11 protein-coding genes and 1 pseudogene are annotated in these 15,185 nt (G+C 61.2%); 10 read left to right on the top strand and 2 right to left on the bottom strand.

Features of this window, described 5'->3' with window-relative positions; translation table 11 throughout:
- Window positions 1–141: 141 nt before the first annotated feature.
- The 5 genes from ABIG06_RS31415 to ABIG06_RS31395 all read left to right on the top strand — a co-directional run bounded on the left by ABIG06_RS31415 (window position 142) and on the right by ABIG06_RS31395 (window position 4,784).
- Window positions 142–1,446 carry an ABC transporter substrate-binding protein gene (locus ABIG06_RS31415; RefSeq protein ID WP_370139837.1) on the top strand — a complete coding sequence of 435 codons (1,305 nt, stop codon included), beginning with the start codon at window positions 142–144 and terminating at the stop codon, window positions 1,444–1,446.
- A gap of 71 nt (window positions 1,447–1,517) precedes the next feature.
- Entirely contained in the window at window positions 1,518–2,417 is a 900-nt protein-coding gene (locus ABIG06_RS31410; protein ID WP_370139836.1) for a branched-chain amino acid ABC transporter permease, read from the top strand.
- Entirely contained in the window at window positions 2,417–3,373 is a 957-nt protein-coding gene (locus ABIG06_RS31405) for a branched-chain amino acid ABC transporter permease (protein WP_370139835.1), read from the top strand. Before ABIG06_RS31410 ends, ABIG06_RS31405 begins: the two co-directional genes overlap by 1 nt.
- Window positions 3,373–4,116 carry an ABC transporter ATP-binding protein gene (locus ABIG06_RS31400; RefSeq protein WP_370139834.1) on the top strand — a complete coding sequence of 248 codons (744 nt, stop codon included), beginning with the start codon at window positions 3,373–3,375 and terminating at the stop codon, window positions 4,114–4,116. The genes ABIG06_RS31405 and ABIG06_RS31400 overlap by 1 nt, the downstream gene beginning before the upstream one ends.
- Complete coding sequence (locus ABIG06_RS31395; RefSeq protein WP_370139833.1) at window positions 4,113–4,784, top strand: ABC transporter ATP-binding protein; 672 nt, start codon at window positions 4,113–4,115, stop codon at window positions 4,782–4,784. The genes ABIG06_RS31400 and ABIG06_RS31395 overlap by 4 nt, the downstream gene beginning before the upstream one ends.
- Before the next feature lie 1,270 nt (window positions 4,785–6,054).
- Here the strand turns inward: ABIG06_RS31395 and opgC are convergent.
- Entirely contained in the window at window positions 6,055–6,438 is a 384-nt protein-coding gene (gene opgC, locus ABIG06_RS31390; protein ID WP_370139832.1) for an OpgC domain-containing protein, read from the bottom strand.
- 799 nt (window positions 6,439–7,237) lie between these two features.
- Window positions 7,238–8,008: a DUF4239 domain-containing protein gene (locus ABIG06_RS31385; RefSeq protein WP_370139831.1), complete on the bottom strand. Its 771-nt coding sequence runs from the start codon at window positions 8,006–8,008 to the stop codon at window positions 7,238–7,240.
- A 1,254-nt stretch (window positions 8,009–9,262) separates the two neighbouring features.
- Between ABIG06_RS31385 and ABIG06_RS31380 the strand changes: the two genes are divergently transcribed.
- The 5 genes and pseudogenes from ABIG06_RS31380 to ABIG06_RS31360 form a co-directional block, all read left to right on the top strand.
- Complete coding sequence (locus tag ABIG06_RS31380) at window positions 9,263–9,565, top strand: hypothetical protein (RefSeq protein ID WP_370139830.1); 303 nt, start codon at window positions 9,263–9,265, stop codon at window positions 9,563–9,565.
- A 490-nt stretch (window positions 9,566–10,055) separates the two neighbouring features.
- Window positions 10,056–10,973, top strand: a complete 918-nt coding sequence (locus ABIG06_RS31375; protein ID WP_370140955.1) for an HlyD family secretion protein — start codon at window positions 10,056–10,058, stop codon at window positions 10,971–10,973.
- A complete protein-coding gene (gene rbbA / locus ABIG06_RS31370; RefSeq protein ID WP_370139829.1) occupies window positions 10,970–13,705 on the top strand; it encodes a ribosome-associated ATPase/putative transporter RbbA in 2,736 nt (911 codons plus the stop codon). Before ABIG06_RS31375 ends, rbbA begins: the two co-directional genes overlap by 4 nt.
- A 3-nt stretch (window positions 13,706–13,708) precedes the next feature.
- Window positions 13,709–14,893 (top strand): ABC transporter permease, encoded by a 1,185-nt coding sequence (locus ABIG06_RS31365; RefSeq protein WP_370139828.1) that lies wholly within the window; start codon window positions 13,709–13,711, stop codon window positions 14,891–14,893.
- Window positions 14,894–14,973: 80 nt separating this feature from the next.
- Window positions 14,974–15,141: pseudogene (locus ABIG06_RS31360) on the top strand (polyphosphate kinase 2); the annotation flags it as partial.
- Window positions 15,142–15,185: the final 44 nt, after the last annotated feature.

Genomic DNA, 15,185 nt, shown 5'->3' with positions numbered 1-15,185 from the left:
GGCGGCGTCGAACCGGCTTTCGTCGGCTCGCGGATAGCGGCGAAGAGGGCTGGCAACACGTGCCAATTATAGTAGCGTTGTTGCAATAAGAAGCACGGCGGCTGAAGCCGGGCGCGACTCATAAAAAAGGGAGGACTTTCGATGCGATTTCTCAAGGCTGCGGTTGTGGCCGGGCTTGTAGTTGCGGCCTTTCCAGGCACCTCGCTTGCGCAGAGCAAGCCGTCGGAGCTCAAAATTGGCATCACGACGTTCCTGTCGGGCCCTGCGTCAGTCTTCGGTGTGCCGGCGAAAGCCGCGGCGGAGATGATCGCGGAGGATCTCAACAAGAAGGGTGGCATTGGCGGCGTGCCGGTCAAGCTCTCCTTCATCGACGAAGGCGCGGGAGGCGAAGCGCTCGTCTCGAACTACCGACGCGTGGTGCAGGACGAAAAGGTTGATGCCACGTTTGCTTCGATCTCCTCGGGCAGCTGCACCCAGTTGGTGCCGGTCGCCGAAGACCTCAAAGTCATGAATTTCATGTGGGACTGCGGTGCGGCCTCCATCCTCGAAACCAAGAAGTACCGCTACAATTTCCGGACTCAGGCGAACGGCACGCCGGAAATGCTGGCCGTGCTCCTTTACCTGCTCAAGACCAAACCCGACTTTAAGACGATCGCAGTGGTCAATCAGGATTATGCATGGGGTCGGGAGAGCTGGGAAATCTTTTCGACCGCGCTCAAGGCGATGAAGCCGGACGTGCAAGTCGTCGCGGAGCTCTTCCCGAAGTTCGGCGCGCCGGACTACTCCACTGAAATCTCCCGTCTGTTGGCGCTGCGGCCGGAAGTGGTTCTGACCACGTCCTGGGGCGGAGATCTCGACACGCTGGTCCGCCAGGCCGGTCAGCGCGGGCTGTTGCAGCAGTCGACCTTCGTGCTCGGAATCGGCGAATCATCGATCCAGCGGCTGGGCAAGGACTTGCCCGAAGGCCTGATCGTCGGCGCGCGCGGAGACCACTGGTTCCTGCATCCCGAGAAAAAGGACGACGCGGCCTTCAAGGCGTTCAATGAAGCCTTCAAGGCGAAGACCGGTGCATGGCCGATCTACCCGGTCTATCACATGGCGCAGGCGTTCAAGGCCCTGCAGACGGCCTATGACAAGGCGATCAAGTCCAACGGCGGCAACTGGCCCACGCGCGAGCAGGTCGTCGACGCGACGGCGGGCATCGAGTTCGCCACCGGCTTCGGCCGTCCGATTACGCTGCGGCCCGAGGACAACCAGGGCCTCGAGGCTCAGCTGGTCGGCGTCACCAAGTCCGTTCCGGGGTACGATTTCAAGCTGCTCGACAACATGATGATCTTCGATCCGAAGACGATCACCAATCCCGCGGGCGTACGGTCGGTCGAGTGGCTCAAGACGCTCAAGCCGGACTTCGTCAAGATGGACGTGCCGAGCTTCAAAGCTCAGTAACGGCACACTCGACGTTTGATCCCCGTCCTCCGAGCCTCGTCCCGGAGGACGGACCTTTTCCAAAGGCCATCATGAACTCGACACTCGCTATCCTGGCTATCCTCGACGGGATCAGCTACGCCGCACTGGTGTTCTTGGTCTCGGTCGGGCTCAGCCTGATTTTCGGCGTGCTGCGCGTGGTCAACGTCGCGCACGGGTCGCTGTACGCGTTCGGCGCCTACCTGGCTGCGACGTTCAGCCTTGCAGTCGCGCCGATATCGCCTTGGCTCACCTATCCCGCGCTGTTGGCCGCCTCCATCGTGATCGGCGTCGTATGCGGCGGTTTCATCGAACGGTTTCTGCTGCGACCGCTCTCCGGACAGGAAGACGTCCTCCAGCTTCTGATCACTTTTGCCGCCTTCATGATCATGGACAACCTGCAGCGTCTGATCTGGGGCGTACAGCCCATCTTCGCCGCGGAGCCGTTGAGACTACTTCCCAACGTCACCGCGTTCGGCGTCAGCTACACGTCGTACCAGGTCATTCTCCTGCCCGGCGTCGCCTTGGCGACGCTGTTCGGGCTCCGCTACTTCCTGCGCAGGACGCTGTCGGGAGCGGTGATCCTGGCGGTCACGGAGGACCGCGAAGCTTCGACGGCCATCGGGGTCGACGCAAAGCGCGTATATTTCGTCACCTTCGTCATCGGCGCGAGTCTGGCCGCGTTGGGAGGCGCGCTGGCCTCGCCGACCACCTCGCTGGTCCCCGGTATGGGCGCCGATATGATCGTGCTTTCCTTTGCCGTCGCTGCGACCGCGGGTCTCGGCCAGATCGAGGGCACCGCGCTCACCGCGCTGATGATCGGCCTGACACGTGCCTTCGTGATCTATCTCCAGCCGGAATTCGAAGTTCTCGTTCCCTATCTGCTGATGGTGCTGGTGCTTCTGGTGCGTCCGTTCGGCCTGTTCGGCGCCGTGCAGGTAAGGAAAATATGATGAGCGGTCGCATCAAGCCCGTCACCACGGTCGCGATCATCTTCTTTCTGGTCAGCGCCGTCGCGCCCCTTTTCGTGTCGAGCTGGGCAACCCTGTTCGCGTTGATCCTCGCGAAGGGCATCGTCGTTCTCGGTATCATTCTTCTGCTGCAGGCGGGGCAGGTGTCGTTCGGACATGCAATGTTCTTCGCGACCGGGGCGTATACCGCGGCGTTCTGGGGCAAGTACGTCGGTGGCGGCGACATCGTGCTCTTCATCGCGCTGGGCGGCATAACCTCCGCCGTCTTCGGCCTCGTCGTCGGGCTCTTCGTCGTGCGCTACCGGGAGATCTTTTTCGGAATGCTGAATCTGGCGTTTTCGATGGTGTTGTGGTCGCTGCTGGAGAAGATGTTTCGTTACACCAACGGCGCCGACGGCATCCGGGTCCCTCGTCCGGCGCTGTTGGGGCTGTCGTTTACGCCCGAAACCTTCCAGTACGTCATTCTTTACGTGAGCCTCTTGGCCGCGGTCGTCGCCTTCTACGGCGTGCAACGCTATCTCGATAGCCCGCTCGGACACATGCTGCGTGCCATCAAGTCGAACGAGACCCGGCTCGAGTACCTCGGGACGTCCGCGCGGCGCGTGCTGCTGATAGGCTACGTGATCTCGGCTTTTCTCGGCGGCATCGGCGGCACGCTGGTGGCGATCATCCAGCAGATCGCCACGCCCGAGTTCGGGTTCTGGACGAAGTCGGGCGAGTTCGTCTTTATCGCGATCCTCGGCGGCAGCGCCCACGCCTTCGGAGCGTTCGCCGGCGCGGCGATGTTCGAGTGCGTGCGCTTCTATGCGGCGGCCCACTTGGCCGACACCTGGCAGCTGATCCTCGGCGTGGTCTTGATCGTCATCATTCTCTATGCGCCCAACGGACTGATAGGTCTCAGGCAGCGCTACGGTCAGGCGAAGCAGGGAGGACATTGATGGCCAACGTCCTCCTGTCCGCGAAGGGCATCAAGATCCGGTTCGGCGGCGTCGTCGCCGCCGACGGTATCGACCTGGACGTGCTCGAAGGCGAGAACCTCGCGATCATCGGACCGAACGGCGCCGGAAAGACCACCTTCCTCAACATCTCGACGGGTTATCTGCGGCCGCAGGCCGGAAGCATCACCTTCCTGGGCCAGGAAATCACGGCGCAGCTCCCCCGCACGATCACCAAGCTCGGCATCGCGCGGGCCTTTCAGATACCGCAGCTTTTTCTTGATCAGACCGTGATGGAGAACATGCTGATCGCCGCGGCCTCGCGGCTGGGAAGCCCTTCCGGCTTTGCGGCCCTTTCCACCCTGCCCGAACTGCCTGAAATGGAGCGCCTGCTTGATCTCGTCGGCGTCAAGGCGTACGCGTCTCGCAAGGCGAGGGAGCTTCCCGAGGGACAACGCAAGCTGGTCGATATCGCCCTGGCGCTCGCGCTGAAGCCCAGACTGCTGCTGATGGACGAGCCCACCTCGGGCGTCGCCTCCGCCGAAAAGCTGGAGATCATGGACATCCTGACGTCCGCGCTCGCCAAGGAGAAGGTGACTTCGGTCTTCGTCGAGCACGACATGGACATGGTGGAGCGTTATGCCCACCGGGTCGCGGTGTGGAACGTTGGGAAGATCCAAAAGGTCGGCACGCCGGCGGAGGTTCTGGCCGATCCCAAGGTCCGCGAACAGGTGATCGGCATATGACGGCGATGCTGGACTTCGAGAACGTCAACGTCGCGATCGCCGATGCGCCGGTGCTGCGCAGCGTCAGCTTCTCGCTGCCGCCGGGCGCGACCGCCGCGCTCATCGGGCGAAACGGCGCCGGCAAGACCACGACGGTACGGACCATCATGGGCTTCACGAAGGCGAGCGGCACCGTGCGCCTGGGCGGTCAGGACCTCACACATGTGCCTCCGCACCGCCGGCCCTTCCTGGGCATCGGCTACGCCCCCGAGGACCGTCGTCTCTTCTCGGCCTTTACGGTGGAAGAAAACATTCTGTTGCCCGGTCGCGTCGCGAAACTTGGCGCGGACGAGACGCGCCGGCGGCTGGAGCGAGCCTACTCCGTCCTGCCGGAGCTCAAGGAACTGGCGAGTCGCCCGGCGGGCTCCGTCTCGGGCGGCCAAGGCAAGATGGTCGCGCTCGGGCGCGCCCTGATGCTGGGCATCCGACTCGTCATTCTGGACGAGCCGTTCCAGGGCCTCGCCCCCGTGCTGGCGCAGAGGTACGCCGAGGCGCTGCGTCGGCTTCGTTCGCAGGACCCGGACATTACCCTTCTGATCACGGAGTCGAACCCGAAGCTGCTCGAGACCTTCGCCGACGTGACGCTGACGATCGAGCGCGGTGAAATCGAAAGGCGGGTCCGGGCGTAGCGCTCGCCCGGTTCGGCGCGCAAAAGCTCGCGCGTTCCGGAATCACGCGCTCGCCAGCGCGTGAGCGCATCAGTCTCATGACGAGATCGGTCCGCATTATCGCGCCACCGTCTTGTACTACGACGTCCCAGTCGTCGGGCAGGGTGAAAGCCGGAAATTCCTTGTCCGCTACGGTCGCCGTCAACATCGGATCAGGGCGCCCTTTCGCAATCGCGGCCGCGCGTGACGACGCCTCCATCGCAGAGCCGGGGAGGCCGGCCTCCAAGACAGGGGTTTCACCGTTTGACGGCTTTCGGCCTGCAGCCGGATCCAACCGGCATGAGGCTCGTCGCTCAGGCTGGTGTGGTTCGGGTTTTCGAAATTGAAGCGACGGAAAATTCGACATGAACCATGTGACGAGCCTCGATCCGAACCGGGTCCGACAGGGTCGAAGCCGAGCGCGCTCGCGTGTCTTGCAGCGGGCGCACTCAACCTCCAGTCAGGCGAGTCCACCACCTAAGCATTGATCGATCGTCGGGCAGGGCTGCGCAGGGCCCGTAGCATTCGATGCGGACGGACCAGGCTTCCGCCTCCGCCCGGTCCGCTTCTCGATCGGCCTCTTGTGCGCTCTCGCGGACTCCTTGCGCATGGATCATCGCGCCCACAATCCGGCCGCTCAAGACTACCTCTCCACACTTTTCGCGGAGGATTCCGCAGGTGGCTTGTGAGGCTAGCCGCAGCCGGGAGGCCCACACCTCACTTCGGTCAAGCGCGACTGAGCCTAGCGGCTCCAGCGATCTAATGTCTCAACGTGGCTCGAACCGTAGAAGTGGCAAGCTCCGCGCGGAAAAAACGCAGAGCGCTTTCGCGGAAGGGGGCGAGCTACTGGTCCCTGGTTCTCGCCGCGGCGAGGATATCCACTCCCCCAAACGGGAGCGGCGAAGGCGTTGGCTAGTCTGCAGTTTTTCGGCAGGCGGCCTAAGATTCGCGTGAGTAGCCACGGTGAGAAGTTACGAATTTTCCGGCTGCCGCGACCACCGCGCCCAAAGAGCAGGGCACTTCGCAATGCGTCAAATGACAATACTCGGCTGAACGCCTTCGATGCGGCCGGTCATCGTGAGCTTTCCGCTAAGGACCGGTTTGTGCCATCCGCATCGGCGACGTTGAACGGATAGATCGCGTCGTCACTCTGATTAGCACCAAGGCCGACGAGCGCTACAATGGCGTGCTGTGGAGGGTCTCAAATGGGCCAAGAGCTGCTCGCCGCCAATCTACTAGTCTGGCCTACAGCTTAGCGAACCGGCGGAACTTTCTCGATCGACTGCGTCCACGCTGACTTCCGGTCGCGCTTAAGGCTGATAGCGTTCAGTAGCCGCGCGATGACGATTATCATCAGGGCTCCAGCAAAACTGACCACGATCTGCATCGCAAGCCCCTCGGAGAGGCCGAGCAGCGTAAGGTGGCTAGCGAGCGCTAGAAGGACGCCGAGACAATAAAACAGCAGCGAATTCTCGTCACACCACCTTGCGCAGCTCAGCGCGGGCGTTGATAGCGCTCCCCAATTCTGAGGAATGAATCGCGGTGCCACAATTGCAAGAGCCACAAAATGCAGCAGCCGTATCGGACTTAGATTCGACTTATCCAATGGAGACACCAGATTCTTCAAACTTTGCATCAACGTATCGCATTTCCAGAGTGTCAAATCGCAGAATTGGGCGTCTTGCGAACTTGATTGGCGCAAGCAGAGTTGCGCCGTCAGCGGTCAACGCCGAGTCGCCGAACTTGCGCAAACACGAGCACACGCCGGCAGAGTGGATAAGCTACCGCGCTCAACCGACCATTAGTTGCCAGATTCCCCTTGTAACCCCATGCTAAAGAATCTCGTGAGTCGGGGGGATTCATGGAACGAAGTTCGTTTGATAGCATGTCGATTGAAGAGCTTTGGCAACTCCACGCGCTCCTGAACGACGTTCTTGCAGTGAGGCTCATAGCCAAGAAGAAAGAACTCGAGCGGCGGCTTGGCTTTCTCACCCGAGAAGACAAGACTGCTCGGAGCCAGGATTGAGCAGGGAGAGCAAGGGGCCCACCTCCTGCTACAAAAACAACGGTACGTAATATTTATTCGCACCTGCGCAGAAAAGTGTGTCCAATCAATAGAGTTGACAAGACACCCCTAGCACGGCTGCCGCATAGACAGTGCTAGCGATGACGTGGCCCGACCCATTTGAATTAATTGGATGTGTGGCGGAGGTCCGTTCGGATTGCTATCGGCCATAGCCAACCCCATCAAAAAAGCACAGGCTACCAGGTGATTGAGAGATAAGCTACTTCGGCTCATGGCCCGAAGCGGCAGTTGTGAAATGTCAGCTTTTGCGCCGCTGTTGGACTTTAGCGGACACAGCACGCACTTGCGAGGGGCTGCACTCGACGCGGTACGCGGCGGACGGAAGGAGCAACCGCCTATTATTTCTCAGCTAATGATCGTCCAGTCTTGCGGAAGCATCAATCAACGGCTGCTCGCTCACTGAAATGAACCCGGTGTATGGGGTTTCGATGTCCTCGATGAGGATTATCACGGTACAAGCCAGAAATCCCATGAGGTAGACCGGAATGCGCGAGGGTTGCTTTCTGAGACCTTGTGCACAGCCAGCAAACGCGATTGCCAGTGCGGTAATGCAATAGAGTACTAGAAGGACCTCGTTTGGCACTTGGTTGCCGAGCATTGCTACCCGTTTTCGCTGAGCATCGAACATCCGGTTCAGGGATTCGAAGACAAGCCACGCCGGTACCGATGCGTCTGCCTTCGGAACCCCGACCAAGGCATTCTGCCAAAGCTGCTCCTGAAGTTCATTTGACCTGGAAACGGTCATGTCGATCTCCTTCAAAGTGGAGACATGCTGGGACACCGTAAATCGCAGTTGTGCGTACTCGTGCAGCAATTTCAACGCTTCTGTGTTGTGCGGAGAGGGCAGGAGGCGCGCATTCAATTCCGTTGTGCTGCTTGCGTTGGCTTCATCCAGAACCGCGTGGCGCCGCTCTTCGAAGCGAGATAGTGCCATCGCGAAGGTGAAACCCAGCATCAGTGCCAGCAGTCCGAACATCGCGCCTTCCAGGCTCGCAACACCTTCTTCGCCCCGCCCCCTCGCGAGCGCGCCAAGCCATCGCCCAATCTCGCTGGCGAACAGCACGGCAACGAAGCTGGCTCCAAAAACCAGGAGCAAAGGGAACTCATCCAAATATCCCATCAGATCGGAGCTCCAGGACTGATGCGCCGGCAACCTTCACAACGGACGCCACTTGCCCAAGTAATTCCTAGCGCTTTGAACCGAACTGCTCTGCGAATCAGAGCCGCACCGGTGGGCCGGTAAAGGTTCACCTCACCTCGACCGGATCCAGGCCATACAGGATCGTAGCCGGCCTTATCGCTGCCGCAAAACGCCATGCCGGCTTCGGGTCAAACTCTGCTCTCGTGTCCGTGCATTGCCACTTCCGGTGTCTATCTGAGACAGCCGCCGCTCGAATTGTTGCGCGATTGGACGGCTCAGGGTCAATTTTGGACGCCGATCCCCCGGCTTAGCGGTCAATATTGCAGGCCGAATGGCATGTTCGTCCTCAAGTCTCTCATGTATGCGTCGCGATAACTGCGTACGCCAAGGCAGTTGCTCTTCCGCGCGAACCGCTCACGCCGTGAGAATGAACGGGACCACTCACCGCTCTCGGACGGAGCGGCACGGACCGTCCCCCGGCTCGGATTTGATCGTCAAAGGATATCCAATGCAGCCTTGTCAAAGGGTTGTTGGGCCAAAACGAACAGCCGATCTGTTGACAGTGCAGGCTTGCTCAGAAGAAGCCGATTTCGTGTTGGCTGAACTGAAGCCGTGGTAAACGATCGCATGAGCCCGCCGTCGGAGACTGGACGAGCGGGAAAATGATCGGTCACATGGGGCGGTGATGGCGAGCCTTCCCGAAAGTGCGCCGCCGCTTGCCGAAACTACAAGGGGCAGAACGAGCAGATCTTTGCGATGTTGCGGGAGCAGAACGAGCTTCTCGGGATTCAACAGCCCAGGACTAAGACTCTTAGCACCGGTTCTCCTGGTACGCGCCGCCGTTGATAGTGTTTGCGACCAGCGCGCTCGGCGGCATCCTGCGTGCGGTCGCGGGATCATAGCTGAAAGCTGGACCGGGCGCTGCCAGATCGCGACACTAGATCCGCGAATCCTTGCCGGATTGCCGAAAGATTCCGAGTTTCGGTCGGTGCGAAGCCGGCGCGGCGCAGCCGAACACGCACCGCCTGGTGTTAGCCCAAACACCTCGAAATAGGTCGAGATTGACGGCCCGGCAGGCCTTATCGGTGGTACACACGGCGGTGGTCACAAATTCAGACGGGCTTTTCGAGAATCCTTGTTTTCGGCGGTTTTCGCGCATCACGGCTTCGTGGAAGGGAGTTCCACTCTTTCCGACATTGATCGACAGCTTGATTACAAGCGCTAGGGGGCGCGATGGCGCGCAAGGGCGGGACCTCTTGTTCTTTCAAGAAGCTGATTTCCGCGACTTCGCAGCCGGCCGACCACTGCGTGCTTCTGCGGAACATCAGGCGGGGCAATCACCATCTGGCGAAGCCGATCATCTGGCTCGACATGCATCGCATCGACTATGACGGGTCGACCGTTACCGAGAACCTCGGCGCTATGCATTCGTACTTCGCGAAATATCGCGGACTGAGCGCCCGTGCTTCGCCGGACCAGCGCAGCGCGATTTTTGCATTCGGGGGCGCTAACAATGGGTTTGTTCTTGGATTTTGAATCGCCCGCTGCGAGGTCACCGCATTCGAAGCGCTTCGTTTCGTCGCTCGTTCTCACCTCTGCAGTCCGCAACCTACAGCTCCACACCTGCTTTGGCTAAGGCACTCCGCTGGTGTAGTAAACTCTGCGGCTTTCTCGCACAAAAAACCAAATAGCGCCTCGTCAACCGCCATCAACGTCGACCAGCATCCCAACGTCAATTCCGCACCGATCGCGCACCTTATCGCGAAGCCGACCATGTCGAAACGCGAGCCGGCCTGGGCTTTGATCCAGCGCAAGACGCCGGGGTCAATAGCTTCGATAATCCAATTTCATTGTTCCGCGCCCATTAGCATTTCGAGGGGCCCACATGCGTTCTCGTTTGTGCAGTACAGTATTCTTGGCCGCTCTCCTGAGCGCCTCTATCCTGACGCTTGGCCAATCCGGCAACTGTTGCTCGAGTGAAAGCTGGCTCGCTCCCGGTGCCGCGCATGCTCAGCCCGTGCGCGACATGATCGCACGGCTACGAGCCAAGAAGATGCCCGCCGGCATCGTCAAGACCAACGGCCGTATCGAGGCGACCCAAGTCGACGTTTCGGCCAAATATGCGGGGCGACTGGCGGACGTTTCCGTCGAGGAAGGCTCTACCGTGAAGGTGGGACAAGTCGTCGGGCGCGTCAGCTCGCCGGAATATGAAGCCGAGCTGAAGGCGGCGCAATCCGACGTGGATCGGACAAAGCAGACATTGACCCAGGCCGAAGCCGAAATCGCCTCGCGCCAGAGTGAACTCGCGTTTGCCAAGTCCGAGTTCGAGCGCGGTTCTGAGTTGATCAAGACCGGCGCCATCACTCAGAAGGATCAGGATCAGCGCCGCCGCAACTACGAATCCTCCGATGCGGCACTCAAGGCGATGACCGCCCAGCGGGACCAGGCCCAATCTTCCATCAGCAAGGCGCAGGCCGAGGTCGAGCGCATCCAGTCGATCCTGCAGGATCTGGTGCTCGTCTCGCCGCGAACCGGACGGGTTCAGTACCTGCTGCTGCATAGCGGCGAAATGGCTGCTGCCGGAGCACCGGTTCTGACCGTGCTCGATCTGACGGACGTCTATATGACGATCTTCCTGCCGGCCGCGGACGTGGCCAAACTCGACATTGGCAGCGAAGCCCGCATCATCCTGGACGCTGCTCCGCAGTATGTCATCCCCGCGACGGTGAGCTTCGTTGCCGCCGACGCGCAGTTCACCCCCAAAACAGTCGAGACCAAGGACCAGCGGGAAAAACTCATGTTCCGCGTCAAGCTGAAGATCGACCAGAAGTTGTTGCTGGAGCATTTCAGCAAGGTCAAGACGGGCGTGCGCGGCATGGGGATCGTGCGCACCAAAGCCGAGACGCCCTGGCCGGAAGACCTTCAGGTCACGCTGCCCAAATGACCGAGGCAATCGCCAGACTCGGCAGTGTCTCGCACCGATACGGTGCCTTGGTGGTTGTCAATGACGTCACCGTCGAGATTCCCAGGCAAACGATGGTCGGGCTGATCGGTCCCGACGGCGTCGGCAAATCAACGCTGCTCGCACTGATCGCAGGCGTACGCACGATTCAGGCGGGAAAGGTGTCGGTGTTCGACGATGACATGGCCGACCCGCGGCATCTCAGGGGCGTGCGGCAACGTATCGCCTACATGCCGCAAGGGCTCGGCCGCAATCTGTATCCTACGCTCAGCGTCTTCGAGAACATCGATTTCTTCGCACGCCTGTTTGGACAGGGGACCTCAGAGCGACGGGCGCGCATCACCGAGCTGCTCGGCGCCACCGGCATGAGCCCGTTCGAGGACCGCCCCGCTGGCAAGCTGTCCGGCGGGATGAAGCAGAAGCTCAGCCTCTGCTGCGCCCTCGTCAACGATCCCGACCTCCTCATTCTCGACGAGCCGACCACAGGCGTCGATCCGCTGTCGCGCGGACAGTTCTGGGATCTCATCAACAGCATCCGCGCGCGCCGACCGCAGATGAGCGTCATCGTGGCTACCGCCTACATGGACGAGGCCCAGGGCTTCGATTGGCTGATCGCGATGGACGGTGGCAGGATCATTGCGGAGGGTACACCCAAGCAGTTGCTCGCCAAAACCGGCGAGACCAACCTCGATGAGGCCTTCATCCATCTGCTGCCGGAAGCCAAGCGCATCGGGCACCAGAAGGTCATCGTGCGCCCGCGCATTGCGCCGCTGGACGAGACACCCGCGATCGAGGCCAAAGGACTGACACGGCGGTTTGGCAAGTTCGTCGCGGTCGATCACGTCGACTTCCGCATTGGCCGCGGCGAGATCTTTGGGTTTCTGGGCTCGAACGGATGTGGCAAGTCAACCACAATGAAGATGCTGACCGGCCTGTTGCCGGCGTCGGAAGGCCACGCCACCTTGTTCGGCAGCCCGATGAGCGCCGGCGACGTGGAGATGCGACGCAATGTCGGCTACATGTCGCAGGCATTCTCGCTCTATGGCGAACTCACCGTCCGGCAAAATCTCGAACTGCACGCGCAACTCTATCACTTGCCGCCGGAGAAGGGCGCAGCGCGGATCGAGCAGTTGCTGGATCGCTACGATCTTCGCGGCGTTACCCACAATCGGCCCGACAGCCTGCCCCTCGGCATCAAGCAGCGGCTGCAGCTCGCGGTCGCCGTGCTGCACGCGCCGCCACTCCTCATCCTCGACGAGCCGACCTCGGGCGTCGATCCGATCGCGCGCGACGCCTTCTGGCGCACGCTCATCGACCTGTCGCGCGACGAGGGCGTGACCATTTTCCTGTCGACGCATTTCGCGAACGAGGCGGAGCGCTGCGACCGCATCTCGCTCATGCATGCGGGCAAGGTGTTGGCGGTTGGCACCCCAAAGGAGCTGGTCGAAGCCCGCGGCAGCAGTTCGATCGAGGACGCGTTTGTCGGCTACCTGGCCGACGCGGCGGGCATCGACCGCTCCAAGAGGGTGCCGCCCCCGGCGCAGGCCGCTACAGTCGCCGAAGCCAAGCCGGCCGCGACAACGCGTGCCTTCAATCCCGCCCGGCTCTGGGCCTATGCGCGCCGCGAGACACTCGAACTGCTGCGGGATCCGATCCGGCTGGCGTTCGCAGTGCTGGGACCTATCCTTCTCATGCTAGCATTCGGCTATGGCATCTCGTTCGACATTGAGAACCTGCAGATGGCGGCGTTCGATCAGGATGACACGGCGCAGAGCCACCAGCTCCTCGATGGGTTCAGCGGCTCCCGCTACTTCTCGGTTCAACCGCCGGTGCGGTCCGCCCAGGAATCCGACCAGAGGCTGCGCAGCGGCAACACCCAGATCGTGATCGAGGTGCCCGCAGGCTTCGGACGCGATCTATTGGCCGGCAACCGGCCCGAGGTCGATGCCCGCATCGACGGTGCGATGACGTTTCGCGGCCAAACGGCGATCAACTACGTCAATGGCGTTATCCGGAAGGAAGGTGACGAGCTCACCTCGAGGCGCACCGCCGCGAGCATGGCCTGGAGCGCTGACAACATCGAATTGCGCTTCCGCTACAATCAGGCATTCCTCAGCGTCAATGCGATGGTGCCGGGCGTCCTGATGCTGTTGCTCTGTCTGATCCCCGCCATCATGTCGGCGATCGCTGTGGTGCGCGAAAAAGAGACCGGATCGATCGCGAACTTCCGCTCGACACCCATCACCAGGCTCGAGTTCCTGCTGGGTAAGCAGCTCCCTTACGCGGCCATTTCGCTGGTGAGCTTCGCAACGTTGATGCTGCTGGCCGTTTTCGTCTTTCGGGTGCCTCCCAAAGGCCCGTTCGTCATCCTGCTGCTCAGCACGGTCATTTACGTCATCGCGACCACCGGGTTCGGGCAGCTGGTGTCCTCATTCACGCAGACCCAAGTCGCAGCCGTCTTCGCGACGGCGATCCTGTCGATGGTACCGGCCATCAACCTGTCTGGCCTTCTCGCTCCGGTGTCGTCCCTGTCGGGAACGGCGAAGGTGATGGCCCTGACATTCCCGTCCGCATGGTACCAGCCGGTCGCGGTCGGCGTCTTCGCCAAGGATCTCGGGATAGCCGTTCTGTGGCCCGATATCGCTGCGATTACCGCGACAGCGGCAGCGTTCCTGCTGCTTTCGCTGCTGTTTCTTCGCAAGCAGGAGGCGTGAGACATGGCCCCGGCTCCCGACAGGATTGTATCGCCCCTCGTCAAGGCCAAACCGCTCACACTGCTGGATCACATCGTCAACACCATCAAGCTGGTCGTTAAAGAGCTGAGGAGCATTCGCGCCGATCCGACCATGCTCGTGCTCGTGGTCTATGCGTTCAGCATATCCGTGAACACTGTCGCGACCGGCGCTGTGACGGATGCCACGAACCTGTCCGTCGGCATCGTCGACGAGGACGGCTCTTCGCTGTCGCGCCAGATCGCGGAGGCACTGTTGCCCCCGACGTTTCAGCCGGCGGTCCAGATCCGCGCCAGCGAAATCGACGCTAAGATGGATCGCGGGGAGCTCCTGTTCGTTGTGGAGATCCCTCCGAATTTCGAGGCTGACCTCCGCGCGCAGCGCAAGACATCGCTGCAGATCAACATCGACGCAACAGTGGTCGCTCAGGCCGGCAACGGAGCCAACTACCTGAAAACGGCGATCAGCAACGAGATCCAGAGCTTTCTCAGCGGGGGCACCGACCCCAAAGTGGCCCCGATCAATCTGGTCGTACGCGCCGAATTCAATCCTAATCTCGTCACCGCGTGGTTCTCGGCCATGACGCAGGTGATCAATCAGATCACGCTCCTCACGGTCATTCTGACCGGAGCCGCGCTCATTCGCGAACGTGAACAGGGTACGGTAGAGCATCTGCTCGTGATGCCGGTGCAGCCCGCCGAGATTATGCTCGCCAAGATGTTTGCCAATGGGCTCGTCATCCTGATCGCGGCAATGCTGTCACTGCAGTTCGTCGTCCACTGGTGGATCGGTTCGCCGATCGCGGGGTCGCGGCTTTTGTTTCTGCTCGGCGCGGCGGAGTACGCCCTGGTCGTCGCCGCGCTCGGCATCCTGCTCGGCACGCTCGCGACCACTATGGGTCAGTTCGGTCTGCTCGCGATGCCGGTCCTGATGGTGACGCAACTCCTGTCCGGCAGCAGCACGCCGATGGAAAGCATGCCGGTCTGGCTGCAGTACGTCATTCAGACGGTCAGCCCCACGCCGCATTTCGTCTCCTTCGCACAGGCAGTGCTGTTTCGCGGCGCCGATATTTCGCTCGTCTGGCAGCCGCTGCTGGCGATGTTCGTGATCGGGAGTGTCTATTTCGCCTTCGCCTTGAGCCGCTTCCGGCGGGTCATCTTCGGAAGTTGAATGGGCTTTGAGAAGCGGTCAGGCGAGAGACGAGCGGTGTGGAGGTGACTGGACTGGGCATTCGTTCGGGGAGGATGTTGATGGCAGAGAAGGGCAGCAAGGTCGATGAGCCCGTCAAGATGAAACGGAAGGACTACGAGAAGGCGCTGCACAAACTTCAGGTCGAACTCTGCTATCTGCAGGACTGGGTCAAGCTGAAGGGGCTACGCGTCATTCTCGTGTTCGAGGGACGCGACGCCGCCGGCAAGTGCACTCAATGATCCTTGGCGGCTTTCGTGGGTTCGAACCCACG

The organism is Bradyrhizobium sp. USDA 326 (assembly GCF_049739485.1).
GTDB lineage: Bacteria > Pseudomonadota > Alphaproteobacteria > Rhizobiales > Xanthobacteraceae > Bradyrhizobium.
Note: the sequence above shows the minus strand (reverse complement) of the source record. Positions and strands in the feature narration are given on the sequence as shown.

What these genes read in the sequence shown, in the direction of transcription:
- ABIG06_RS31415 (WP_370139837.1), top strand. Translation starts at nt 142, where the DNA reads ATGCGATTTCTCAAGGCTGCGGTTGTGGCCGGGCTTGTAGTTGCGGCC.
- ABIG06_RS31410 (WP_370139836.1), top strand. Translation starts at nt 1,518, where the DNA reads ATGAACTCGACACTCGCTATCCTGGCTATCCTCGACGGGATCAGCTAC.
- ABIG06_RS31405 (WP_370139835.1), top strand. Translation starts at nt 2,417, where the DNA reads ATGAGCGGTCGCATCAAGCCCGTCACCACGGTCGCGATCATCTTCTTT.
- ABIG06_RS31400 (WP_370139834.1), top strand. Translation starts at nt 3,373, where the DNA reads ATGGCCAACGTCCTCCTGTCCGCGAAGGGCATCAAGATCCGGTTCGGC.
- ABIG06_RS31395 (WP_370139833.1), top strand. Translation starts at nt 4,113, where the DNA reads ATGACGGCGATGCTGGACTTCGAGAACGTCAACGTCGCGATCGCCGAT.
- opgC (WP_370139832.1), bottom strand. Translation starts at nt 6,438, where the DNA reads ATGCAAAGTTTGAAGAATCTGGTGTCTCCATTGGATAAGTCGAATCTA.
- ABIG06_RS31385 (WP_370139831.1), bottom strand. Translation starts at nt 8,008, where the DNA reads ATGGGATATTTGGATGAGTTCCCTTTGCTCCTGGTTTTTGGAGCCAGC.
- ABIG06_RS31380 (WP_370139830.1), top strand. Translation starts at nt 9,263, where the DNA reads ATGGCGCGCAAGGGCGGGACCTCTTGTTCTTTCAAGAAGCTGATTTCC.
- ABIG06_RS31375 (WP_370140955.1), top strand. Translation starts at nt 10,056, where the DNA reads ATGATCGCACGGCTACGAGCCAAGAAGATGCCCGCCGGCATCGTCAAG.
- rbbA (WP_370139829.1), top strand. Translation starts at nt 10,970, where the DNA reads ATGACCGAGGCAATCGCCAGACTCGGCAGTGTCTCGCACCGATACGGT.
- ABIG06_RS31365 (WP_370139828.1), top strand. Translation starts at nt 13,709, where the DNA reads ATGGCCCCGGCTCCCGACAGGATTGTATCGCCCCTCGTCAAGGCCAAA.